The organism is Myroides odoratus (assembly GCF_965118575.1).
Classification (GTDB): Bacteria; Bacteroidota; Bacteroidia; order Flavobacteriales; family Flavobacteriaceae; genus Flavobacterium; species Flavobacterium odoratum_B.
Map to the genome: position 1 here is coordinate 26495 of NZ_CBCPHW010000026.1, position 22646 is coordinate 49140.

The 22646-nt window shown below is 35.2% G+C and carries 17 protein-coding genes and 1 pseudogene; 9 read left to right on the top strand and 9 right to left on the bottom strand.

Annotated elements, in window-relative coordinates; all coding sequences use genetic code 11:
- The first annotated feature begins 16 nt into the window (after nucleotides 1-16).
- The gene (locus ACMHJ2_RS16530; RefSeq protein WP_413513968.1) at nucleotides 17-658 is read left to right on the top strand and encodes an HdeD family acid-resistance protein; all 642 of its coding nucleotides are present in this window, start codon (nucleotides 17-19) and stop codon (nucleotides 656-658) included.
- A 40-nt stretch (nucleotides 659-698) separates the two neighbouring features.
- Here ACMHJ2_RS16530 and ACMHJ2_RS16535 read toward each other — a convergent pair whose 3' ends face one another.
- Entirely contained in the window at nucleotides 699-1394 is a 696-nt protein-coding gene (locus ACMHJ2_RS16535; protein WP_413513969.1) for a TetR/AcrR family transcriptional regulator, read from the bottom strand.
- A gap of 323 nt (nucleotides 1395-1717) precedes the next feature.
- On the opposite strand from ACMHJ2_RS16535, the gene ACMHJ2_RS16540 reads away from it, so the two are divergent.
- Nucleotides 1718-2110 (top strand): hypothetical protein, encoded by a 393-nt coding sequence (locus ACMHJ2_RS16540; RefSeq protein ID WP_413513970.1) that lies wholly within the window; start codon nucleotides 1718-1720, stop codon nucleotides 2108-2110.
- Nucleotides 2111-2144: 34 nt separating this feature from the next.
- On the opposite strand, the gene ACMHJ2_RS16545 is transcribed toward ACMHJ2_RS16540, so the two are convergent.
- Complete coding sequence (locus ACMHJ2_RS16545; RefSeq protein WP_413513971.1) at nucleotides 2145-2636, bottom strand: hypothetical protein; 492 nt, start codon at nucleotides 2634-2636, stop codon at nucleotides 2145-2147.
- Between the two features lie 708 nt (nucleotides 2637-3344).
- On the opposite strand from ACMHJ2_RS16545, the gene ACMHJ2_RS16550 reads away from it, so the two are divergent.
- Nucleotides 3345-4883 (top strand): helix-turn-helix domain-containing protein, encoded by a 1539-nt coding sequence (locus ACMHJ2_RS16550; RefSeq protein ID WP_413513972.1) that lies wholly within the window; start codon nucleotides 3345-3347, stop codon nucleotides 4881-4883.
- A 113-nt stretch (nucleotides 4884-4996) separates the two neighbouring features.
- Nucleotides 4997-5533, top strand: coding sequence for a hypothetical protein (locus ACMHJ2_RS16555; RefSeq protein ID WP_413513973.1), 537 nt, complete (start codon nucleotides 4997-4999; stop codon nucleotides 5531-5533).
- A 165-nt stretch (nucleotides 5534-5698) separates the two neighbouring features.
- Here the strand turns inward: ACMHJ2_RS16555 and ACMHJ2_RS16560 are convergent, their stop codons facing one another.
- A complete protein-coding gene (locus tag ACMHJ2_RS16560) occupies nucleotides 5699-7891 on the bottom strand; it encodes a DPP IV N-terminal domain-containing protein (RefSeq protein WP_413513974.1) in 2193 nt (730 codons plus the stop codon).
- 555 nt (nucleotides 7892-8446) lie between these two features.
- Between ACMHJ2_RS16560 and ACMHJ2_RS16565 the strand changes: the two genes are divergently transcribed.
- Nucleotides 8447-9127, top strand: a complete 681-nt coding sequence (locus tag ACMHJ2_RS16565; protein ID WP_413513975.1) for a MarR family winged helix-turn-helix transcriptional regulator — start codon at nucleotides 8447-8449, stop codon at nucleotides 9125-9127.
- A gap of 104 nt (nucleotides 9128-9231) precedes the next feature.
- On the opposite strand, the gene ACMHJ2_RS16570 is transcribed toward ACMHJ2_RS16565, so the two are convergent.
- The gene (locus tag ACMHJ2_RS16570) at nucleotides 9232-10710 is read right to left on the bottom strand and encodes an amino acid permease (RefSeq protein WP_413513976.1); all 1479 of its coding nucleotides are present in this window, start codon (nucleotides 10708-10710) and stop codon (nucleotides 9232-9234) included.
- A 361-nt stretch (nucleotides 10711-11071) separates the two neighbouring features.
- Between ACMHJ2_RS16570 and ACMHJ2_RS16575 the strand changes: the two genes are divergently transcribed.
- The 3 genes and pseudogenes from ACMHJ2_RS16575 to ACMHJ2_RS16585 all read left to right on the top strand — a co-directional run.
- Nucleotides 11072-15700 (top strand): choice-of-anchor J domain-containing protein, encoded by a 4629-nt coding sequence (locus ACMHJ2_RS16575; protein ID WP_413513977.1) that lies wholly within the window; start codon nucleotides 11072-11074, stop codon nucleotides 15698-15700.
- 61 nt (nucleotides 15701-15761) lie between these two features.
- Complete coding sequence (locus ACMHJ2_RS16580; protein WP_413513978.1) at nucleotides 15762-16688, top strand: type IX secretion system membrane protein PorP/SprF; 927 nt, start codon at nucleotides 15762-15764, stop codon at nucleotides 16686-16688.
- Nucleotides 16689-16816: 128 nt separating this feature from the next.
- Nucleotides 16817-17035: pseudogene (locus ACMHJ2_RS16585) on the top strand (gliding motility-associated C-terminal domain-containing protein); the annotation flags it as partial.
- A gap of 155 nt (nucleotides 17036-17190) precedes the next feature.
- Here ACMHJ2_RS16585 and ACMHJ2_RS16590 read toward each other — a convergent pair.
- Complete coding sequence (locus ACMHJ2_RS16590; RefSeq protein ID WP_413513979.1) at nucleotides 17191-18876, bottom strand: T9SS type A sorting domain-containing protein; 1686 nt, start codon at nucleotides 18874-18876, stop codon at nucleotides 17191-17193.
- Between the two features lie 212 nt (nucleotides 18877-19088).
- Here ACMHJ2_RS16590 and ACMHJ2_RS16595 point away from each other — a divergent pair, with 212 nt between their 5' ends.
- On the top strand, nucleotides 19089-19250 hold the full coding sequence (locus ACMHJ2_RS16595; RefSeq protein WP_413513987.1) for a gliding motility-associated C-terminal domain-containing protein: 162 nt from the start codon (nucleotides 19089-19091) through the stop codon (nucleotides 19248-19250).
- Between the two features lie 174 nt (nucleotides 19251-19424).
- Here ACMHJ2_RS16595 and ACMHJ2_RS16600 read toward each other — a convergent pair whose 3' ends face one another.
- The 4 genes from ACMHJ2_RS16600 to ACMHJ2_RS16615 form a co-directional block, all read right to left on the bottom strand.
- Nucleotides 19425-20078: an alpha/beta hydrolase gene (locus ACMHJ2_RS16600; protein ID WP_413513980.1), complete on the bottom strand. Its 654-nt coding sequence runs from the start codon at nucleotides 20076-20078 to the stop codon at nucleotides 19425-19427.
- A 2-nt stretch (nucleotides 20079-20080) separates the two neighbouring features.
- A complete protein-coding gene (locus ACMHJ2_RS16605) occupies nucleotides 20081-20425 on the bottom strand; it encodes a hypothetical protein (protein ID WP_413513981.1) in 345 nt (114 codons plus the stop codon).
- 35 nt (nucleotides 20426-20460) lie between these two features.
- Nucleotides 20461-21714, bottom strand: coding sequence for a dihydroorotase (locus tag ACMHJ2_RS16610; protein ID WP_413513982.1), 1254 nt, complete (start codon nucleotides 21712-21714; stop codon nucleotides 20461-20463).
- Between the two features lie 112 nt (nucleotides 21715-21826).
- Nucleotides 21827-22585: a carboxypeptidase-like regulatory domain-containing protein gene (locus ACMHJ2_RS16615; protein ID WP_413513983.1), complete on the bottom strand. Its 759-nt coding sequence runs from the start codon at nucleotides 22583-22585 to the stop codon at nucleotides 21827-21829.
- Nucleotides 22586-22646 lie beyond the last annotated feature (61 nt).

Genomic DNA, 22646 nt, shown 5'->3' on the forward strand with positions numbered 1-22646 from the left:
TAAAAGAAAATGAAATATGAGCAGTATTATTTTAAATCGAATTAAACAAAATGTAAAGCATTGGTATCTTCCAGTAATTTTAGGTGTAGTATTTATACTTGCTGGCGTATTTATTATGATGACGCCCGTAGCATCTTATTTATCGTTGGCTTTATTATTTAGTTGGCTTTTCCTCTTTTCAGGAATTGCAGAAATTGCCTTTGCTTTGAGTAATAGAAAAGAATTAGATGGATGGGGATGGATTTTATTTTCGGGTATTGTTGATGTAGTCTTGGGATTACTATTATTGAGTCAACCTGCTATTACTTTACAAGTTTTACCTATTTATGTAGGATGTATCTTATTATTCCGTTCTGTGCGCAGTTTAAGTATGGCAGTAGAATTGAATAATTATGGTGTTAAAGGAATACCAGCTATGGTTCTTTTTGGTATTTTAGGTTTATTGTTTGCTATTTTTATGATGACTAATTTGGAAGCAGGTGCATTTACAATTGTATATTGGACTGCATTTTCAATTATAACGTTAGGTATATTTAGCGTTATCTATGGTATGAAACTGAAGAAGTTAAAAAATAGAGGTACTAAAATCAGCGATGAACTCGTTAAAAAATGGGAAGCTGTACAGGAGGAAATTAAAAAAGCAATGGATAAAGAATAATAAAAAAAAGGATTTATTTTCAAGGAAATAAATCCTTTTTTTATTTTGATTCGATTTTATCATACGCATCTGTGATAAGTTCTTGAATAGCATTGGATATGCGATTCTTACCTTCCTCAGTATTGATGTCGATACCACAAAATTTACTCCCATTGTTTTTAGCATGTAAACTTAGATAATAAATCCCGCTAATTACTAACGCTAATCGAGCTCTAATATCAATGGATGAATTTTCAAAGTCTGGAATGGTCTTAGAAAATAATTCTTCACCTATTTCTTCTCTATTGTCTGCTATTTTTCTCAATATCTCATTGCTTTCTCCAACTTCCCAATGAATAATGCGTTGAAGGGCTTTATCTTTTAAAAGTGTTTCAAATTGATGTTGAAGCAATTGATTGATATGATCTTGTGTTAGCTTTTCTGGAGTCTCTAACAAGTGACTAATATGGTTTTTAGCTGTTTTTTTGAAGAAATCAGTTTGATTGATATATTCCTCTACCAAATTGTCTACACCCCCAAAATAGGCCCATACAAGCTTCTTGTCTACCCCTGCAACTTTAGCAATATTTGGCGCAGTAAGTCCTGTATATCCCTTTTTTTGAAGTACTTTTCCTACGGCAGCCACCATTTTATGCATCGTGCGCGATTTATCTCGTATAGGACCTGAAGATACCTTTCTGATTTTTGCTGCGGTTTCTTCTTTCTTCTTATTTGTTGATTTTTCTTTTTTAGGCATTAGTGTCCAAATATTAAGGTTAAAAAATGCAAATTGCAATTAATTACTACAAGCGCCAAGCAAGATACCCTAGAGCATGCAATTTAGCAAATAGAGGGAAAACATAATCTCGACTTTTTTCTTGTCTTTTACTAGAAAAATGGATTTCAAGGTAAATATACTTAAAAAAAGAGCGCCATATTTTGTGTTTTTTATATTTTACAGTATTCCCCTCAAAGTGATAAAAAATAGTCAGAATGTATTAAAAATGTTAAATATTACTTAAAAAATACGTTTTAGTATGCTATTTGTTTATACCATTTAATTTAAATAAGGAATGGAAGGTGAGAACGAAAAGTAAAATAAAAAATGAATGGCTAGGGATTGGTTTTTCTTTTCTCTTTCTTGTGTTCAATTGGGGGCAAAAGCAAGATCTAATGACCGCCGATTTTTTTGTAGGTAAATATCAGGGTGTAGTTGTATTTGAAGAAAATGATCTTGTGGTTCAAAGTGATAAAAGTGTAATACACATTGTCAAAATTGGTGATAAAACTAATTTTGTATTTGCAGCCAATATACCGACAATCTCAACGATTTTATATAAAAATAACAAAACCAAGGAACTGATAAATCTAAACCCTCAAGAAACAAATTATATTAAAATCAATGCGAGTAAGCTAGAGATTTTATTTGCTGATGGAAATAAAAGTTGGACCGTTTATGCAGATAGAGATTAGTTAAAGTGGGGACTTAAAAATACCTCAATATCAACTAGGCAATAAACGTCTGGTTGTTCATAGAAATAGCCTGAATTTTAGGCGTTAAATCTAGTACATTTCTTTGTTTGATTGGCGTTGCTTTACTTGGGATAATCTGTTGTTGTCTCCCTTCAATTCGCTGCTTGTGCGTTACTTTTTTTAGTAACTGTACGTGCTGTTGGTCTTTCTTTAATTCAATAAGTAGATATTTTACCAAAGGCAAATCACCGTTTTGAATGGGCGTTTTTTCAAGCAAAAAATCAGTGTGTTTAAAGTATAAATGCGCAATTGAACCCGTATGGGCTATAATCGGAAGCTCTGCGGTTTCAATTATTTTACTCAATTGATTACTGTACAATACACTGAGATGAGTAATTTCATCTTTCGTTAAAAATACGGGAGCAATTTTCATACTATCATCTAAAATAGCATAAACTTGCAATACAAGGGGCTCCTCATGTTTGAGAAACAATTGTATCTGTGGAGTGAATTCTAATTCTTTCATAGCGGTTTTTTTTTACTTGTTTTACTTAAAGGTACGTATTTTACCTTTCATCTTAGAATATGAAACGTGTTAAAGTTGATTTTTAGTGTAAATTAAGCTGTTAAATTTCGCTATATGTAGATTATATGACCCCTAATCAAGATAGATAGGAACGATGCTACTTCAGGCTCTTTCTTTGATTAAAATCAACGAAGACTTGTGATTTTAGCTCGTTTAATGAAAAAAAAGAGTGTTTTTTTTCATTAAATGAAGATTTAATTAATCAATTAAAAATGGAATACAATTCCTTGCCATTCAATTGATTAATTGTGAGCTTATTTGTTGTTTTACGCAATTCGTAAAGTGTTTTTCTTTCCATTAACGAATGTTTGTTAAATATTTGTAAAACCAAGGAATGCGTTTGTTTTATTAAATAAAAATATAAATTTTGACAATAAAATTGAGAACACTAAATTTATATTGATTATAAATCTATTAGTGAATATTGAATCAAGTCCCCAATTTTGATTTTTGTGTTACTATATTTGTGTTTGATAGTAAGCCTATGTTTATACATAGGCTTTTTTAAGCTGCTATAAGTTTTCTTCTCAAAATGAGAATATTTAAACAACCAAACATCAAATAGCAAATGAGGTAGAATCTTCGATTCCTATTATACTAATACATAAGCAATATCTTATTCTGTATTTGCTTTAAAATTGCGATTTAATGAAATTTAGAATACTATTTTATATTCTGATTACTACTGTAGGTTATGCTCAAACTAATGCTTTCGATAGTTTTTACCAACATACATCGAGAGTCGGCTCAACATCGACTCCCCAGGAAGCCTTAGCATATCTAAAAAATCTTGAAACCTTAGCAAATACCAAAAAGGAAAAGATAGAAGTCTACCTTTTAAAAGCTTCCTTACTTCGCCAATATGGGGTTCGAGATAAGGCAATAGCCACGTTGAAAGTAGCTGATAGTTTGGCGTCAATTGAGAAATATTCAGGCTTACAAGCTAGAATTCAGGGCGCTTTATCTACACTGTATCGCGAAAGTGGAATAGAAAGTTTAGGAAGATTGGCTTTGGTAAAAGCCAATTACTGGAGTCAATCTATACAAAATCCCTTAGAATTAGCTATTTTAAAGGGAAATCTCTTGCAAGAGCAAGCGTATTATCATATGAATAGTGGTAGATTCACAGACGCGCTAATAGCCTTAAATTTGGGTCGAAGTGAATTTGAAAAAATTGAATCGCCCGCACATCGTTTCTTTTATTTGGCCAGTACAGATCAATTGATAGGAGAAAATTACCTTCGATTAGAAAAAATAGATCAGGCAATCGCAACGTTAGTTTTAGCCTTAGAAGAACTCGAGGATTCCCATAATCCCGAAAGCCCCTTGAAAGGGTTTATTTATAAGAGCTTAGGTATTTCTTACCTGTTTATCCAAGATTATGAAACCTCTTTTTCCTTTTTAGATAAGGCGTATAAAGTGGCAGAACAATCGGATTTTGCAGAATTGAAAAAACAGGTTTTGGCTTCGTTGAAAGAATATGCAAAACAAGTAGAAGATACAAAAAAGTACCTGTTGTATAATGAAATGTACATGCAGCTTGTTGAGCAAGAATTTGGTTTACAAACCAAAATTGCAGATTATCTGGTTGAAACCTATTACGAAAAAGTAGGCGAAACCAAACAGGCTTATGAAAATTATGTGCTCTATAGTCTTGCAATCGGCGGAGGAACTCTTCTTTTTTTTTCCTTTACTTTTTATTTAAGAAAACAACGTATCAAAAAGAATACACAAGCTGTACTTGAACAGCCTGTCTTACTTGCCACTTTGGTCCGAAGTGAAGGTGAAAGTAAAAAAAACGAAAACACTGTTGATCATTCCTATATTTCTAAAGAAATGGAAGAGCTAATTCTAAGTGGAATTCGCGCCTTTGAAATGCAAAAGGGATTTTTAAAACATGAAATTTCCTTGAGTAAACTAGCCAGTCAAATAGGTGTGAACCATCGATATCTCTCTTATGTGATTAAACACCACAAACAACAAGATTTTTCTAGTTATATCAATACGTTGCGTATTGACTACGTTATCCTTCTTTTACAAGAAAATCCAGAGATGCTCAAGTACAAAATTAGCTACTTAGCAGATTTATGTGGATTTGCTTCTCACAGTCGTTTTACAATTACTTTTAAGCGAATTAAGGGAATATCTCCCTCAACATTTATTGACCAAATAAAAGATAAAAATTAACAGAGGCGCTGTTATTGAAGATTTCTTCTGCGTTATCAAAAAGTTATCTTATTGGTTTTCTATTGATTATACTATCTTTTTTACCGAAATTTAAATTGTAAAAAAATAGAACTATGGAGCAGTATAACAGGCATTGTTTTTTTATTGATTCAGGAGTAAATATTCCTATCGGAAAAGAGATTAGTAAGTTGCAAGTTCGTTTTGGATTTTCGGAAGAAATGAGAAAGTTATTATTGATTCAAAGTTATAGCAAAGGAACGATTGCTTTTCACCAGTCACAACTAGATTGGAAAGAAGAGGATGAACCGATTCAATGGTATACTTTAGATGCCTTAGACGATACTTTCGATGTTATTGAACGCAATGAAGATTTGATTCTATCTGATTTTTTATTTGTTTTTGCGCAAGATCGAGAAGGGAATCAGTTTGCAGAAATTACCAAAGGAGGCATGAAAGGAACCATTGTATGGTTTAATTCGCTGTATTATGAAGATGTAGATAGTTTAGAAGAACTAATGGAAGAAGAAAATAGGGAGCAAATTGATATTGCGCAAGGATCATTGGACGTAGAAGTCGTTTTTAACTTACTGTATACAAGTCATCAGAAGATTGCTTTCAAGGCAAATTCGTTAGACTTATTTATTTGTTAGAAACATAAAAATAAAAAGGCTTATTCGCACGAATAACAAGTGATGCGTTTTTTTAGTTTGTCAAGTCTGTATTTTATACGGGCTATTTTAAAAAAAGAGGGGAATTCGTTTGATTCCCCTCTTTGTGTATAGTTGATTTTGAGTCGATAAAGCAGTAACTATAGGTTAGTTAGATGGTTTCGCTAAATGATCAAAAAAGTAGTCTGCAATTTTTGTATTTAAGTGAACGCGATCAAGCCCTCTTACATTGTGTTCATGATTGGGATATAAAAAGTAATCCACTTGTTTATTCGCTTTGATACACGCTTCTATAAATAACATCGAATGCTGTTGTACAACAACTGGGTCCTGTGCGCCATGGATAAGTAAGAGCTTATTGTCTACTTGTCCAGCTTTATTTAAAAGACTAGTAAGCGCATACCCTTCTGGATTTTCTTCAGGTGTGTCCATGTAGCGTTCTCCATACATGATTTCGTACATTTTCCAATCCATTACAGGTCCACCAGCAACTCCAACTTTGAATATCGAAGGATAGTTGACAGATAAGGTAGTAGTCATAAATCCACCAAAACTCCAACCATATACTCCAATTTTAGTTTGGTCAACATAAGGTAGGTTTTGTAGGTATTTAATTCCCTGCATTTGGTCTGCCATTTCATTTTGCCCCAATTGACGGTGAATAACATGTTCAAAATCTCGTCCTCTGTTTGAGCTTCCTCTGTTGTCAACCGTAAACACTAAGTATCCCTGTTGTGCCATATAGTGGAAAAACAATGAGGAACCTTCTAACCACGTATTGGTAATGAGTTGAGCATGGGGTCCTCCATATACATAAACCATCACGGGATAGGTTTTACTTGCATCAAAATTAACGGGATAAATTACACGAGCATTTAATGCGGTTTTACCATCTGCAGCAGTAAGTGTGAGTACTTCCGTTTTTGGCATTGTAATCACCCCTTGATACGGATCTTTAGCCGTAAATACTTCTACCTCTTTTTGATTTGAGGTTGACACAACCGAAACTTTGTTAGGGATCGTTGAACTAGTAAATTCATTCAAAAACAAAGTCTTGTCTTGGTTAAAAGTAGCCTGATGTGTACCTGAAAGCGCAGTTATTTGTTCGGTTTTTCCTTTCTTAAGATTAACCTTAAACAACTGTCTATCCAAACCTTGATTTGTAATTCCTGTATAATATATGTTTTTGCCGTCTGTATCAAAACCAAGTAAATCGGCTACGATAACCGTAGAAAACCCTAAGGATTTAATCAACTTTCCATCAGTTGAATACAAATACATTTGACGATAACCTTCTTTTTCAGAAAGGTAAATAAAGGATTTAGGATCTGCTGGATTAAAAACTAAACCTTGAGAAGGCTCTGTATAAGTTGTCGATTTTTCTTCCAATAAAGTCGTTTCAAATGCACCTGTTGCTGCATTGTATTTGTTGAGTTTTAGATGATTTTGTTCGCGATTCAAAAGACCTACATACACATAATTTCCAGAAGGATCCCAAGTAACCATCGTTAAAAATTGATCTTCTTCTCCCGTTTGTAAGGTTACTTTATTTTGGGTATAAACATCGTAGATAACAAGAGAAACACGTTCATTTGCCATACCTGCCATTGGGTATTTGATGTTTTTATTTTCGGCTACTCTAGAATTCCATTGAACTAAGGGATAATCACTAACTTGAGATTGATCATTTCTATAGTATAACAATTGCTCTTGTTTAGGACTCCACCACATCCCTTTATTGATGCCAAATTCATTGCGGTGTGTATTCGAACTACCATTTACAATAGCAGGGTCTGTATCGGTTGTTACCGGTGTGATTTGTCCTTTTGCATTGACAATTTCAATATTGTTTTCGTTTAGCCATGCTGTGTATTCTTTATTTCTAGAAAGCGTAAGTTCTTGTCCTGAAGCAGGTACTTTTTGCAGTACGGTAACTTTTTTGTCTTGTAGATTGTATTGAAGTAACCATCTGAATTTTTTAGCACTATCAACCAGTGAAAATTCTAGTTTAGTTTCATTCTTCCAAGATAAATCGGATGGAAATGACAGTAACTTAAAGGTTGCTTCAGTGATATCGCGTTCCAAGGCTTTATTTAAATCTGCAGCTGCAAATAAAAAAGACGGAGTCCAATTTACAGCATTTGTACGCACAAATAAACTATCGCGTTTGGCATTTAAATGCGTGAAAGCATTGGATTCTTTCCAGATAGGCTGTGTTATCTTTTCTGGAGCAAAAGAAGTATACTGTCCTAAGGTAGCTTCTTGCATCGTAAGATTGCGTTGTGCAAAAAGTAAATGACCAGTAAGCACAGCTAGGACAAGTAGTGTTATTTTTTTCATTCTGTTGTAGGGTTTATTTTAAAGTGTACTAAGTTAAGGTTTTTCTATTTTCTGACCAATTAGTTCACAAAGTAAGTCTGTAGATTGTTTTGTGAAGGGTGAGAGGCGAAGGGCGAACGTCTCTAAATATAGTTGACCGTTTTTACCCATTAATTTCAGTGTTAAAGATAGTAATAATTGGTTTGTAGAAAGTGCTTCCTACAAACCAATTATTTTCAAATTCAACTGGCGTCATTTTAGCTATTGAATTATGAGGTCTGTTGTTGTATTGATTAACTGCTTTTTTAACTCATGTACGTTCCTGAATTATTTAGAAGTTTTACTTCTAAATAAAGAAAGAGTATTTTTTTTATTTAAGGCAAATATTCGCAAATAGAGAATATTTAAGAAGAAATCATGGATATTTCTTTATGGAATGAAATAAGTTTTATCAATAAATCTGGATTGCTTTTTAATTCATATACATACAGTAAAAAGGGAGGGATTTTTAAATTTATATATTTGAAGAAGCAAGTATTCTTGCTTTTTATGTTATTTAATTTTTTTTAGTTCACAATGAACCACAAGTTACTAATTGAATTTATACACCTTATTTTTGAATTTGAAAATGAAACGAAGGAAAGACTTTTTCCTATTTATTCTCAAAATGTAAATGGATTTAAAAACTGGATTCGAGATAAAAAAGAGCAACAAGAAGAAAGTGAGGCATTGGAAGTAGAACAAGCAAAATTAACTTCAGAACAAAAGATTGCCTTATCTTTTTTCAATTTGGCAAACTACAGTAAAATGTATTGGCGATCCTTTTTGATTGATACACCCTTTGCTATGCCTGATAATTTGATCTTTTTGTTGAATCTATGGGTATATGGCGAAATGACTAAGATGGAGTTGATTCGCAAGAGTACACAAGAAAAACCAACGGGTATGCAAATCGTCAATCGATTGATTGAATTAAAATTAGTTCAGCAAAAAGATTCTCAGGTAGATAAGCGCAGTAAAATTATTGAAATTACGGAATTAGGACATCGTGAATTGCTTAGAAATAAAGCAGAGATTCAACGGGTATCCCAAGTAATTACAGGGGATTTGAAAGAGGTAGAAAAGCAAAATTTACTTCATTTATTGACCCGATTAACCCAGTATCACGAAGAAGTTTTTAATGAAAACAAAAGCAAAGACGAATTGATTCAGCTTATTTCTAAGTTTAGTAAATCGGAGAATACGGCAAAAAGTTAAATTAGCTTTTTGCTGTGGTTCAAGTATTACTCGTGTCGTTCGCCTAGCTAGGGAGAAATAAAAATAGATAAAAAGCCTGATTCCTTAGGAATCAGGCTTTTTATCTATTTTTTTAGATTGACTTCTTTTAAGGGAATTAGTTTGGTTTTGTATTTAAACTTGTGGTAGAAATAGAAAAACAAGAAGAAAGGAATTCCCATATAGGTAATTAAAAGCCCTTGCCAATCAATTATTCCTTTAAATAGCATTTCGCTATCTTGACCAAGAATAACAAATAAACACAGAACAAAGGCGAAGATTGGACCAAAAGGAAAGAGTTTCGCTTTGTAAACGAGTTTTTTAGTATCCATGCCTTGCAGAACATAAGCTCTTCGAAAGCGGTAGTGACTGATTGCTATGCCTAACCAGGCAATAAAACCCGTTAATCCCGAAGCAGCTAAGATAAAGTCAACGGCTTTTGGGGTTATGGATTGCACAATAAATATAAAGAATACAACGCATGCAGTAGCCAATAAGGCAAGTAAAGGGACCCCATGAGGGGTTGTTCTACTAAAAGATCGGTGTGCCATGCCGTCTTTTCCCATCGCATACAGCATACGCGTTGAAGCGTACATACCTGAATTTCCAGCCGATAGAATAGAGGTTAAGATAACCGCATTCATTAAAGCAGCGGCAAAAGCCCAATGCGCCTTTTCAAATACTAATGTAAAGGGCGATTTGGCAATTTCCGTGATATCTGCGCCTAAAAGTTCAGGACTGGTATAAGGAATGATTAAGCCAATGACAAAGATAGAGAGAATATAAAAAATGAGTATGCGCCAAAAAACTTGTTTGATGGCTTTGGGGATATTTTTTTCGGGATTTTCTGATTCACCCGCTGTGATTCCAATGAGTTCAGTGCCTTGAAATGAAAAACCTGCAATTAAGAAAACACCCAAAACACTCAAAAACTTACCCGAAAAGTTTTCACCTAGAAAGGGAGCATCCCCATGAGTGAAATTTTGAAACCCAATATATTCACCTCCTAAAATGCCAAAAATGGTTAAGAGCCCTACAAGTAAAAAGATTACGACGGTTACGACCTTTATAAAGGAAAACCAGTATTCGGATTCTCCATAAGCTTTTACCGATAGCATATTTAACCCAACAATAAGAGCAAAGAAAATCGAACTCCAGGCCCATGGAGGGAGAAAGTTCATCGGTTCCCAATACGAAATAACTAAGGCGGCAATGGATACATCGACGGCTACGGTTATCACCCAATTAAACCAATAATTCCAACCCAAGGCATATCCCAAAGAAGGGTCAACAAAACGAGAGGCATACGTACTAAAGGATCCAGAAACGGGTAAGTAAGTAGCCATTTCTCCTAAGGAGGTCATTAAAAAATAAACCATAATACCAATAGCGCCATAGGCTAGTAAAGCCCCTCCGGGACCCGCCTGATGAATGGCTTCTCCACTGGCCATAAAAAGGCCGGTTCCAACACATCCACCAATAGCAATCATCGTCAAATGACGCGCTTTGAGTTTACGCAGTACGCTTGAATTGTCTTTCTCCTTGTTTTGGTCTTGTTCTGTCATGCTTTTTTATCGTTTCAAACAAATGTAACTATTAATAATATTGAAATAGAAATTTCTAAATGCAATAGGTGAAATAAATCGTTCTTAGGTGTGTATCCTTTATTTTTTTAAAGAAAATAGAGCTTTAATTCACGGTTAAGTAAATATTAATAAAAATATAATTTTATGTTAAATGTAACAATTGTGTAATTAGTGTTTTAGATAATTCTATGTAGTATTGTTGCGTTTATTCCTTTTTTATCTTCTATTTTATTGATGTATTCTTAGTTGTTCTTTTGTTGTCTTCGAATTGCTTTGTTTTTTTAACTAAACTTTGTATTAACTTAGTTCTAAATATAGTAGTAATAGTAAATCATATTTTATGTGGAATAAAAAGACAGGACTGAAAGGAGTTATTGTAGGTTTTATACTGATTCCAACTCTTGTATTGTCATCTCCAGAACTCAAAGTTTGGATTGAAAATATGCGAGCGCATTGGGATGACAATTTAACTGCCCGTTTTGAAAGTAAGAATAAAACAACGGGTAGTTCCAATTTATTTTTTGATGATCCAACGTGTGAAGTAATCACAACATTGCCTTTTGTAGAGACTTTTTCAAGTGACTCGCCAACCAAACCCTGTTGGACGGTCATTGACAATAATGAAGATGATATAACTTGGGATTTAACGGATGGAAGTGATCCTTATATAGGCGATGAAAACCCGGTAATGACCACAGATGGATTAGGAGGAGAGAATGACGATTGGATGATTTCCCCTACGATTCAGCTTACTGGAAATCAAAGATTGAGATACTATTATAAAGTTGAATCTGATTTTGAACCGAATGATTTTCGTGTAATGCTTTCAACATCAGGAACTGCGGTTGCTAGTTTTGTACATGAATTAGTCCCTTTACAAGCGTATGACAATACAACTTATAAAGAAGAAATTGTTTACCTAGTAGACGAAAATGGGGTTCCTTTTACCGGAGCGGTGAATATTGCTTGGCATGTTCCTCCAGATGGATTGGATGGATGGCGCTTATCTATTGATAATGTTATTGTGGAAGATATTCCTGCTTGTCCTTTACCGAGAAATATAGCCTTGTCTAATAGAACAATTAATGGAGTTCAAGTGGACTGGCAACAAGGATATCAAGAAGACAAATGGGAAGTTGCTATTCAAGTGGCAGGAACGGCTGCTCCAACTTCGGGTGTAGAGGTTCTGGTGCCAACGTATACTTCGAATCTATTAAATAGCAATACAGTCTATGACGTGTATGTCCGTGCAAAATGCGAAGGGGAAGATGGAAATGTCAATTCGGAATGGGCAAATCCTATTCGTTTTAGAACCCATATGATTCCTGCTAATTTACCATTTGTTGATGGTTTTGAAGGAGAAGAGAACTTTGTGTTTGTTGGAGAAAGAGAAAATAAATGGCATATTGGAACTGCTGTAAATAATGGCGGTACACATGCGATGTATATTAGTAATGACGATGGTGTTTCGCATCGATATACCATAGATGATGAGGATTGGGAGCCTACCATATCCCATGCGTATAAAGATTTTGCAATTGATGCCGATGTAAATGAATTGCAGTTGTCGTTTGATTGGAAGTGTATGGGAGAAGGGGAGTTTTGGCCAAGTGATTATTTTAGAGTTTGGCTCGTACCTGTAGACTATTCAATTCTGCCGAATCAAGAAATTGATGAAGATGCAGAAGGCGTCGTACAAATTGGTGAACCAAGCTATGTCATGAACAATGCCTTTCGCAATGAGTTTGTCTTTTTTGATGGAACTCCTTATGCAGGTGAAAATGTTCGTCTTGTTTTTGAATGGTTGAATGATACCCGTGGCGGGACTCAACCTCCAGCGGCTATTGATAATATAGATTTGAGAAATGTATTGTGTAGTAGACCTCAAAACCTGGCTTTGGGCGCGGTAAATCCGACTGGTTTTACAGTAAATTGGACACCGCTTGCAGATGTAAATACCTATGAATTGTTGTTGAGAACCGATCCTTTGCCTTTGGCAACGGATACAGATGCAGCAACGCATACGGCAACTGGAGCAACCCATACTTTCACGGGCTTGACCACGGGGTCTTTTTACTATGTATGGCTGAGAACAGCTTGTGATGCCACAACCAAGAGTAAATGGATTGGCCCTTTAGCTGTGAATATACCGAATATGACAGCGGTACAATTGCCCTATGAAGAAGATTTTGAAGGAGACGTTTATTTTCGAACCACAAAGAGTACAACTAATAAATGGGTAGCAGGGAATTCGGTTAGCGCTTCGGGAACAAACTCTTTGTATGTAACAAGCAATAATGGAGTTAGCAATTCCTATTTTACAGAAGAAGAAGCCGTTATTCATGCCTTTAAGGATTTTGTTGTGCCCGCAGGTAGTCAAACCTTAGACATTTCTTTTGTATGGAGAGCAATAGGAGATACAACCTTAGATTTTGAGACTTGGGAAGAAATCCCTGGAGATTTTATGAAGGTTTGGCTTGTACCTACTTCATTTACACCAACAGCCAATCAACCGATTACTGCTTCTGCAGATCGAATTGAAATTGAACCGAATAAAGCGTATTTTGAGAATAGAAATTTTAATACCCAACGCCGTTTAGTTCCTTCGGCAGGGCTAGCAGGACAAAATAGAAGAATTGTATTCGAATGGATTCAAAATGATTGGAGCGGGAATCAACCCCCAGCTGCCGTTGATAATTTAGTGATCAAGAATTATACCTGTGCGGATATTATTGATTTAGATGTGCTCAAGGTCGAAAATACAAACAATTTTGAGGTTACTTGGACGCCAGGTGCTGGACAAACCAAATGGGAAGTATTTATTATAGAAAATGGAAATCCTTTTCCGATTTTTTCGGATACGGGAATTATTGTGGAAGGGGATCCATCCTATATCATAGAGGATGTCCCAGAAGAAACCTTCTTTAAAGTATTTGTTCGTCCAATTTGTTCAGAAAATAACAAAGGATGGTGGACGGGACCGAAAGACTTCTCGATCTTTCATCCACCTGGATGTGCGGGTATTACCTTAGAGGATATCGAATTAAATATATCTGAACAGGGTGAATATATCATTTGTACGGATGAGCCGTATACCTTGGATTTGAAAGCGGATTTTTACGATATAAAAGCAACAACCGATTATGTGGTAGAGCCTATTGAATATGCACCACCCTTTCCTTTCTTTGGTGGTGATGCTGTAGATTTAACCATCGATGATTGGTGGTCTGGGGTTATTGACCTTGGTTTTGATTTTTGTTTCTATGGCAATAGTTTTGATAAGGTTTTGATTAATACCAATGGGGCTATTTCCTTTAGTATTGAGGGTGAAGTAGCGGGAGGACGTTATGAACCTAGTTCATTTAGTACATGGGAATTTGAAGATGAGATCCCTATTCAAAGTGTAGATGATGATTCTCCTTATTTAAACGCAATATTTGGTGCCATGCAAGATTTAGATCCAAATGCGTCTCCGGATGATTATTCCGTAAATTATCAGATTATCGGGTCCTACCCATGTAGGGCCTTAGTTTTCAATATGTATCATATGGGGTTATTTAATCAAGAGTACGATCCAGATGATATTGAAGGATCTACTCAAACCTCACAAATTGTCTTGTACGAAGGAACGAATATCATTGAAGTGTATGTCAAAAATAGACCCATTGTAGCGGGTGATAACCCACATAATGATGCGAGCGGTGTAATTGGAATTCACAATGAAGATGGTACTATCGCTCATGTGCCTCCTGGTCGAAATACAGGTGATTGGGTAACAGAAAACGAAGCGTGGCGTTTTACACCTAATGGAGCGTCTATTGGCTCATTCCAATGGTTGAAAAATGGCGAGTTCTATTCGAATGATACGGATATAACTGTAACGATTGAGGAATCCACAACCTTTACCGGTCAAATTACCTATGAACACTGTAATGGTGAAGAAATGAAGATAAAAAAGAGTTTTAAATTCTTAAAAGAACCGATGATACTTAGTGAACCTAAAAAACTAGTTGATTGTGCCAAGAAACCAGGGGCTACTTATAACTATAACTTGGAAGAAAACGTGCCAAATATTTTAAAGGATTTAGTGATAGAGGATTTTACCCTTGAATACTATGCTTCGTTAGCGGATTTAGAAGCAGAAAAAGATAAGTTAGATCCGATGCATGCCACAACAACTCCGTTGACTGAGACTATTTTTGTAAAGGTGACTAACAAAATAACAAAATGTACCAAAACGGTTAGTTTCCAGTTGGGCGTTAACCCTCAATTAGGCGCTACAAAAGTGAAAGATATTTTTGTATGTAAAGAGATTAATTTGCCTGCTTTAGCCGAAGGGGAAGCCTACTACACCCAGAATTATGGAGGGGGTACAAAATATGAGGCAGGTAGTTTGTATACGGTAGTTGGCAATACTACGTTGTATGTGTATCACGAAGATGAGAAGGGATGTTATGGCGAATCTAGTTTTAAAATTGAGGTGTTACCTGAAGTAAGTGCGCCACAATTTGACAATATAGTTTTGGAATGTGAAGCATATGAATTGCCAGAATTACCGGAAGGAACTAAGTATTATACCGAAGCAAATGAAGGAGGAATAGAATTAAAACCAGGGTATGAGATAATTGTGCCAATGCCTATTTACATCGTAGCTAGAAATGGCAATAAGCAAGTGTTTTGCTATGCTGAGAGCAGTTTTACTGTTGATTTCAAGGATTGCCCAATACCGAAAGGTTTTTCACCCAATGGCGACGGTATCAATGATTCGTTTGACTTGAGTAAGCATGGAATTGCAAAGATTCAAATTTTTAACCGAGAGGGAATAGAAGTTTATTCACATGGATTGGGTTACAAAAATGAATTTATAGGCAAGGACACAGCGGGAAGTAAATTACCAGCTGGAACGTATTACTATGTAGTAGTTTCTCACGGAAAATTAAAAACAGGTTGGGTACAACTCAATTATTAAGTAAAAGAGCGGATAGGCTTTTTAAGCCTATCCGCTTAACTAAAAGTAAAGATAGTAACCTATGAAATACATCGCTCTAACTCTTGGATTACTGAGTTTATTTAGTGGTCTAGAAACACAAGCCCAACAGAATCCACAATACACCCAATACATGTATAATATGAGTGTGGTTAACCCTGCTTATGCAGGTTCCAAAGATGCCGTATCTATGGGAGCCTTATACCGCAAACAGTGGGCAGGATTTAATGGAGCGCCCGAAACCGGAACCTTCTTTATCAACAGTAGGGTAGGTAAGAAAGTAGGCGTAGGGTTGTCTTTTATCAATGATCGTATCGGTCCTGTAACGGAGAATAACCTCTATGGAGATTTCTCTTATACCCTAGAACTAGGTGGTGTTCACAAATTAGCTTTAGGTGTAAAAGCCGGAGCAACCTTTCACAGTGCCAATCTATTTTCGGATGTAGGGGATGGTTATACCATCGATCCGTATGATCCTGCTTTTGGCGAGGATAGTAAGTCTACGCTTTTTAATGCAGGTATTGGAGCCTATTACTATACGGATAAATACTTTATCGGTTTAGGGGTGCCTAACTTAATTAAAGAGTACTATTTGAATTACGATGGCAAAAACTTTGGTCAACGAGAGATTCACATGTATTTAAATGGGGGTTATGTATTTGATTTAGATCGCGATTGGAAATTGAAACCTTCAACGATGATCAAGTATGCAATGAATGCTCCCATATCCTTTGATTTGAATGTAAATGTGATGTATTTGAATAAAATAGAAGCCGGAATTAGTTACCGTTTGGACGATGCTATCGGTGGGATGATTAACTATCGCGTTACTCCACAATTGCGCGTGGGGTATGCCTATGATTATGTAACTTCCGATATCAATAAAGCAGCCAAAGGCTCCCATGAGTTTATGGTTTTGTATGACGTTTTCTTATCTAAGAAAGTATCGAGTTCTTCCCGTTATTTTTAAAACGAAAGGATTATTTATTAACATAGCGTTTTACTAAAAAAAAGAATGGTTTAGATCCTTGTTGGGATGAAAGTAGTTTTATCCTTGACTATGAGGATTGCCCCATACCCTAAGGTTTTTCTCCAAATGGCGACGGAATTAATGACTTTTTTGATTTGAGTGAACATGGCATCTCTAAAATTCAAGTTTTTAACCGCTATGGAATAGAAGTATTTACCCATGGCGAAGGATATACCAATCAATTTGTTGGTAAAGATAAATCGAGTAATCAATTACCTTCAGGTACCTATTACTATGTAGTGGTTGCCCGAGGTAAATTAAAAACAGGTTGGGCGCAGTTGAATTAGTAAGGATTTGATAGTTAGTGATTAATAAAAATAAAAAAGCCAATCCCATTGAAAGGATTGGCTTTTTTGAGGATATACTGTTAGTTAACTCCAAAAATTTAGACAAAGTATGTTATCTCAACAGCGGAGAGATAACATCTCTTATATTCTATTACTTATTCTTTTAGGATTTTTACTTCCTGTCCCGTATTTGTCTTTAAAAGGTATAAACCTTTTTTCAAATCAGACACGTCAATTTTAACTTCTTCTTGTTTCGATTTTACTTCTACTTGTTTCACAACTCGTTGATTTAAATCGTAAATAGTGAATTGAGTTGCATTGGCGTTCAGGATAGAAACGGTACTGTTTACGGGGTTTGGATAAACCATTAAGGTTTGATTAGGAGGAAGCTCATTTAATGTAATTTCATATAAACATAGGTTAAAAGGATCATTAGGATTATTAGGATTATATTGGCCCTCTTCCCAACCATACGTGGTAAAAGTACACCATGTACTCCAATTTGTACAAGGTGATTTAACTCTAAATCGAAAACATTTAGTACCAAGCGCATTAGCCATTGCAATGATTGTATTGCCTGAAATATAGGGTTCATAAACTTCCATTGTATGTACTTGATTAGTAGTGAAATAAGGGGTGTTGAAAACCTTACAAGAATTGCCATGTAAATAAAACTCTATCAAATAAGGACCTCCTACATCGTCCCATTTGACATGACCCAAGGGGCTTTGCATCCCTGCATATTGATGGTGTAAAATACTTACATTTAAGTCAGTATCAGTAAAACTAATATCTACTCCTGCATTTGTGGATTCAGCTTCTAAAAGATAGGTATAACCGATAGAATTGGTAAAAGTTGCTTCCACTTTAACTTCATAGGCTCCTATAGGAAGTGGAGTAGGAAAGGCTATCGTATAACTGAATGTTCCGCCATTAAAATGATTTAAATAAATATTGGAAGGATTAATGGAAACTGGATTGCCATTGCTATCTAGTACTTTTATAGTTGAACTGGTGTAGGTTGTACCACGGGGTGCATTATAAATTCCTGTAATAGTCACTTTTTCTGGATTGCAAATATTGTCGTTTGGATTTAAGTCAATAAAACCAAATTGAGACTCTTTACAAGGGCCATCCATTCGGATATTATCGAGATAAACTACACCTACATCACCTCCCCATCCACAATCCGCAATTACAAACTGAACTTTTATATCTTGTCTGTTTACATATTCTTCTGGAATTACAATGGTTTGGCAATAGAAATTTTCCGTATAAAAAAGACGATCGCTAACCTTGGTCAAGATCAAATCATTTAAGGAAGCTTTGGCACAAAAGGGAACAGAAGAAATAAGGTTATTGTTCATATCCAGTAAGCGTACAGTAAAAAAAGGTTGTACATCATCCTGCGTAATATGAGGAGAATCTAGAACAGCCAAATAATCAAAACTTAGGTATTTGGACGTCGGTCTGAAGGTTTGGGTGTACGAGGTAATATCTTGTCCACCCCCTTGATTATTTAAACGAAGGGAATATTTACCACCATTTGGTCCTACGCATGGAATAGCAATTCCGTAATTGTTTAAAATAGGTTCATTGACCGCTGTCATAATCGATGCTTTTGCAGCAGCATTATTTAGGAGAGTGGGCGGTGTAAAAATACTGCCAAAAGTAACGCCGATGTTGCATTCAACAACAGTAAACATCGTACTATTCTGATTTCTGTAAACGGCAGAATTCAAAGGAATAGAAGTAGTGCCCAGTTCAAAGTCGTTAATCATTTGAGCATGGACGATGCCACCGAATAATAATAACACTAGAATAATAATATTTTTCTTCATAAGAATGAATTTTAGTTAAAAACTAAGATAAATTAATTTTCATAATATATGTTAAAATAAATAGTATATTTTTTCTTTTATATAAAAGTAGGTTTATTGTTTTTTAAATTTGTATAATTAGTAAACAGCATGAAGTAAGGGCGAATATTTTTCGTTAGAAGAAGTGATGATAGAACTTAGCGAATCAGTGAACATGCGTATCTAAAATTCAAATTTTCAATCGCGATGGTCTTGAAGTAGATAGTCACGGCGAAGGATATACCAATCAATTTGTGGGCAAAGATACATCGCGTAATCAATTACCTTCAGTTACCTATTACTATGTGGTCGTTGCTCGTGGTAAATTAAAAACCGGTTGGGTGCAGTTGAATTAGTAAGGGTTTGATAGTTAGTGATTAATAAAAATAAAAAAGCCAATCCTTTCATTGGGATTGGCTTAATGAAAAAAAAAGCTTGAGTCTAACTCAAGCTTTTTTTTATTGTGTAAATCATATATTTCAGAAAATTCACCCATAACTCATAACCCATAACTCATAACCCATAACTCATCACCCTTCACCCAAAAACTTCTTAAAATCCGCGAAATTCAAAGGATGCACCCCATGACCTACTGGATACTCTTTATATTGATGCTTAATTTTGAGTACATCTAAGACAGGAGAGGTCTTTCTAGCCCAATCAACCGGGATAACCTGATCTACCGTTCCGTGCGAAGCAAAGACTTGCAATTGGTTAAAATCGTTGTGTTCAAAGCCTTCTTTGATGATATTGGCATTAAAATAGCCGCTTAAAGCCACTACTTTATTGATTTTTTCAGGATAAGATAAAGCAATCGCATAACTCAAAATAGCCCCTTGACTAAATCCAACTAAGTTGATATTTTGTTCATCAATCGGATAGTGCTCAAGTAATTCATCGATAAACTTCACGATGCGATCTCTCGATTCAATCGCTTGTTTATCATCAGAAAACTTATTGGCATCTGCATCAAAGTGAATCGCATACCAAGCATACCCATAAGGTGGAACAGGGTAGGGCGCTTGTGCGGATACAATATAATACGTATCTGGAAGCTCACTAGCAAAGGAGAATAAATCCTCTTCATTACTTCCATAGCCATGTAACAATAAGATTAATGGATTTTTTTCCGCCTTTACTTTAGGCGCTTGAATTAAGTAATTTATTGATAAAGATGTTTCCATAGTTACGCAGATAATTTGTCAAACCATTTTTGAAAATAGACCCCCACACCTGGGAGTACATTAATACCGCCTTTAATTGCGCCAGAAAGACTATAATACCACAAAACAATAAAACATACATAAAAGGGTACTGTAGCAAATAAAGAGTTGATATTGGATACAAAATAAGCAAAGACATAAAACATCAAATGCAAACCAAACGTTTGTTTGATATAGAATCCCGTATATTTATTCTTAGGCTCAATATTCATGAAAATGACAATCATACATCCTAAAATCGTTAGGTGTGAGGCTATCGCCATGTTTTTGCCAGATTCAATTTCTTTCGCTGAAAAAGTTTTGATCATAATACTTGAAATAATATAAATTGTTTTTAGTAATACTAAAAAGTAAAGGTTTGTTTCTCAAGGCGAATAGCCCCGTATACTTTACCTTGCATTGAAGTACCCAAAAAGGCTGAGTTTTTAGATTTAGACAAGATATCCGCTTTAGAGAAAATCCATTCCCCTTCCGTTGTAAATAAACTTAGGTTGGCGGGTTGTCCTTCTGCTAGACGGACAGCTGGTAGACCAAAAATTGAACGTCCTGCTGTTAGCTTATCCACAATAACAGCAATAGGCAAGCAGGTATTTAGCGCACCAAAGGCAGATTCTAGACCCAGAGTTCCTGGTGTAGCTAAATCAAATTCTACCTTTTTGTGTTCAATGTCTAAAGGCATATGATCCGTAGTAATACAATCAATGGTACCATCTAATACAGCAGCAATTAAGGCCTGTCTAGTTTCTTCCTCTCTCAAAGGAGGAAGTACTTTGTGTCGGCTATCGAATTCGGTTAATTTAGCATCCGTTAATACCAGTTGGTGAACCGCAACACTACAGGTTACTTGTAATCCTTTTGCTTTTGCTGCTTTGATTAATTCTGCCGATTTTGCCGTTGAAATTGTCGGAATATGTATTTTTCCGCCTGTGTATTCCAATAAGAATAAGTTTCGGGCAATTTGCAATTCTTCCGCCAAAGGAGCAATTCCTTTGAGTCCCAAGGTTGTACTCGTAACCCCTTCGTGAACAACTCCTTTTCCTTTGATGCTTTTATCTTGGGAAAAAGCAAGAATTAATCCATCAAAATCCTGTACATATTGCAAGGCAATTTTTAAGACATTGGCATTGTCAATGGCTTTTTTATAATCGCCAAAGGCAATCGCCCCTGCATTTTTCATATCATATAATTCTGCTAAATCCGTTCCTTCACTTTTAGCAGTTAAGGTGCCAATAGGAAAAGCTTCTGTCGTTTGACCGATCGCTTTTTGTTTAATTAAACTAACAATACTCTGGTTGTCCGTCACTGGATTTGTGTTGGATTGAATTGCTACTTGAGTAAAACCACTTCTTGCAGCAACTTCTAATCCATGAGCGATAGTTTCTCTTTCTTCATAACCTGGTTCTCCAAAGGAAACAGACGTGTCAAACCAACCTGGAGATACACTTAAATCATCCAATTGAATTAGCCTAGCTTGCTCATCTGTAAGTGAAGGTGCTATTTTTTCTATTATTCCATTTTTAACCTGTATATCAACAACTTGATCGTTGAAAGGACTTGAAGAATCTATGATTTTTGCAGATTTTAAAATGATATTCATTTTAGTGCGAGAATTAAAATTAGTGATGTGTAGTTAATGAATACAAAAATACTTTTTATTTTTTTGTTTTGCGAGTATGTTCAGCAAGAAAAGAACAAAAAAAATACATCCCTTACTTGGATGTATTTTTTTGTTTTTTTACTAGTATTTTTGAATTTTCGTAGCATTCATTTAAGGCTTGATAAATCTGAAAATCAGTCGCCGTATAGATAAAACGGTCTGATTGATTGCAGTTTTTAAGTGTTTTGATAATATCTTCTTGGGTAATACCCAATAAACCACAAACAATTTCACGATCGTAACGCGTTTGCATCAAAGCAATCATGTTTTGATCCTCTTTAATATCCTCAATCTTCTTTAGCTCTTTGGCTTTGCCTTTAAATAAGTTATAAACCGCATCTACAGGGCTAAAATAGCTTCCTACAGCAATATTATACGTGGGCATGCTTTGGCGCTTGTAGAAATTGACTGCCAGCTTATCATTGAGTTCAATTAGCTTGGTATCTACTTCGAGTATACCTGTCAAATCGTATTTCTTGATGAAAATCTCGGCTAATTCAATAGACTGCTCCGTTAAATATAGTTTTAGGTTTTCATTGTTCAACCAGTCATTGGTTACTTTTAACTTAATAGGCAAATACCCTGGAAAAGAAAAGTGAATTGAATCATTGAGATTTGCTGCAATCGTAAAAGAGCCATCCCTTTTACTTACCGTACCCTTCACTTGGGTAATGTTGATGACATTAACATCGTCAACAGGTAAAAAAGATTTATCATTGAAAACGGTACCCCTTACTTGCGTAGCGGTTTGGCTCCAACCTATTAAAGTGAATAGGCAGGTAAATAAAAAAACTGTAAAACTTCTCATCATTTTTAAAATTGCTTAAAAATAGTGGATATTTTACAGTTTTAGATCTTATTTGAAAAAAATT

Bases quoted from the DNA above. Each gene is read 5' to 3' on its own strand.
- ACMHJ2_RS16530 (WP_413513968.1), top strand. From the start codon at position 17: ATGAGCAGTATTATTTTAAATCGAATTAAACAAAATGTAAAGCATTGG.
- ACMHJ2_RS16535 (WP_413513969.1), bottom strand. From the start codon at position 1,394: ATGCCTAAAAAAGAAAAATCAACAAATAAGAAGAAAGAAGAAACCGCA.
- ACMHJ2_RS16545 (WP_413513971.1), bottom strand. From the start codon at position 2,636: ATGAAAGAATTAGAATTCACTCCACAGATACAATTGTTTCTCAAACAT.
- ACMHJ2_RS16550 (WP_413513972.1), top strand. From the start codon at position 3,345: ATGAAATTTAGAATACTATTTTATATTCTGATTACTACTGTAGGTTAT.
- ACMHJ2_RS16555 (WP_413513973.1), top strand. From the start codon at position 4,997: ATGGAGCAGTATAACAGGCATTGTTTTTTTATTGATTCAGGAGTAAAT.
- ACMHJ2_RS16560 (WP_413513974.1), bottom strand. From the start codon at position 7,891: ATGAAAAAAATAACACTACTTGTCCTAGCTGTGCTTACTGGTCATTTA.
- ACMHJ2_RS16565 (WP_413513975.1), top strand. From the start codon at position 8,447: ATGAACCACAAGTTACTAATTGAATTTATACACCTTATTTTTGAATTT.
- ACMHJ2_RS16570 (WP_413513976.1), bottom strand. From the start codon at position 10,710: ATGACAGAACAAGACCAAAACAAGGAGAAAGACAATTCAAGCGTACTG.
- ACMHJ2_RS16575 (WP_413513977.1), top strand. From the start codon at position 11,072: ATGTGGAATAAAAAGACAGGACTGAAAGGAGTTATTGTAGGTTTTATA.
- ACMHJ2_RS16580 (WP_413513978.1), top strand. From the start codon at position 15,762: ATGAAATACATCGCTCTAACTCTTGGATTACTGAGTTTATTTAGTGGT.
- ACMHJ2_RS16590 (WP_413513979.1), bottom strand. From the start codon at position 18,876: ATGAAGAAAAATATTATTATTCTAGTGTTATTATTATTCGGTGGCATC.
- ACMHJ2_RS16600 (WP_413513980.1), bottom strand. From the start codon at position 20,078: ATGGAAACATCTTTATCAATAAATTACTTAATTCAAGCGCCTAAAGTA.
- ACMHJ2_RS16605 (WP_413513981.1), bottom strand. From the start codon at position 20,425: ATGATCAAAACTTTTTCAGCGAAAGAAATTGAATCTGGCAAAAACATG.
- ACMHJ2_RS16610 (WP_413513982.1), bottom strand. From the start codon at position 21,714: ATGAATATCATTTTAAAATCTGCAAAAATCATAGATTCTTCAAGTCCT.
- ACMHJ2_RS16615 (WP_413513983.1), bottom strand. From the start codon at position 22,585: ATGATGAGAAGTTTTACAGTTTTTTTATTTACCTGCCTATTCACTTTA.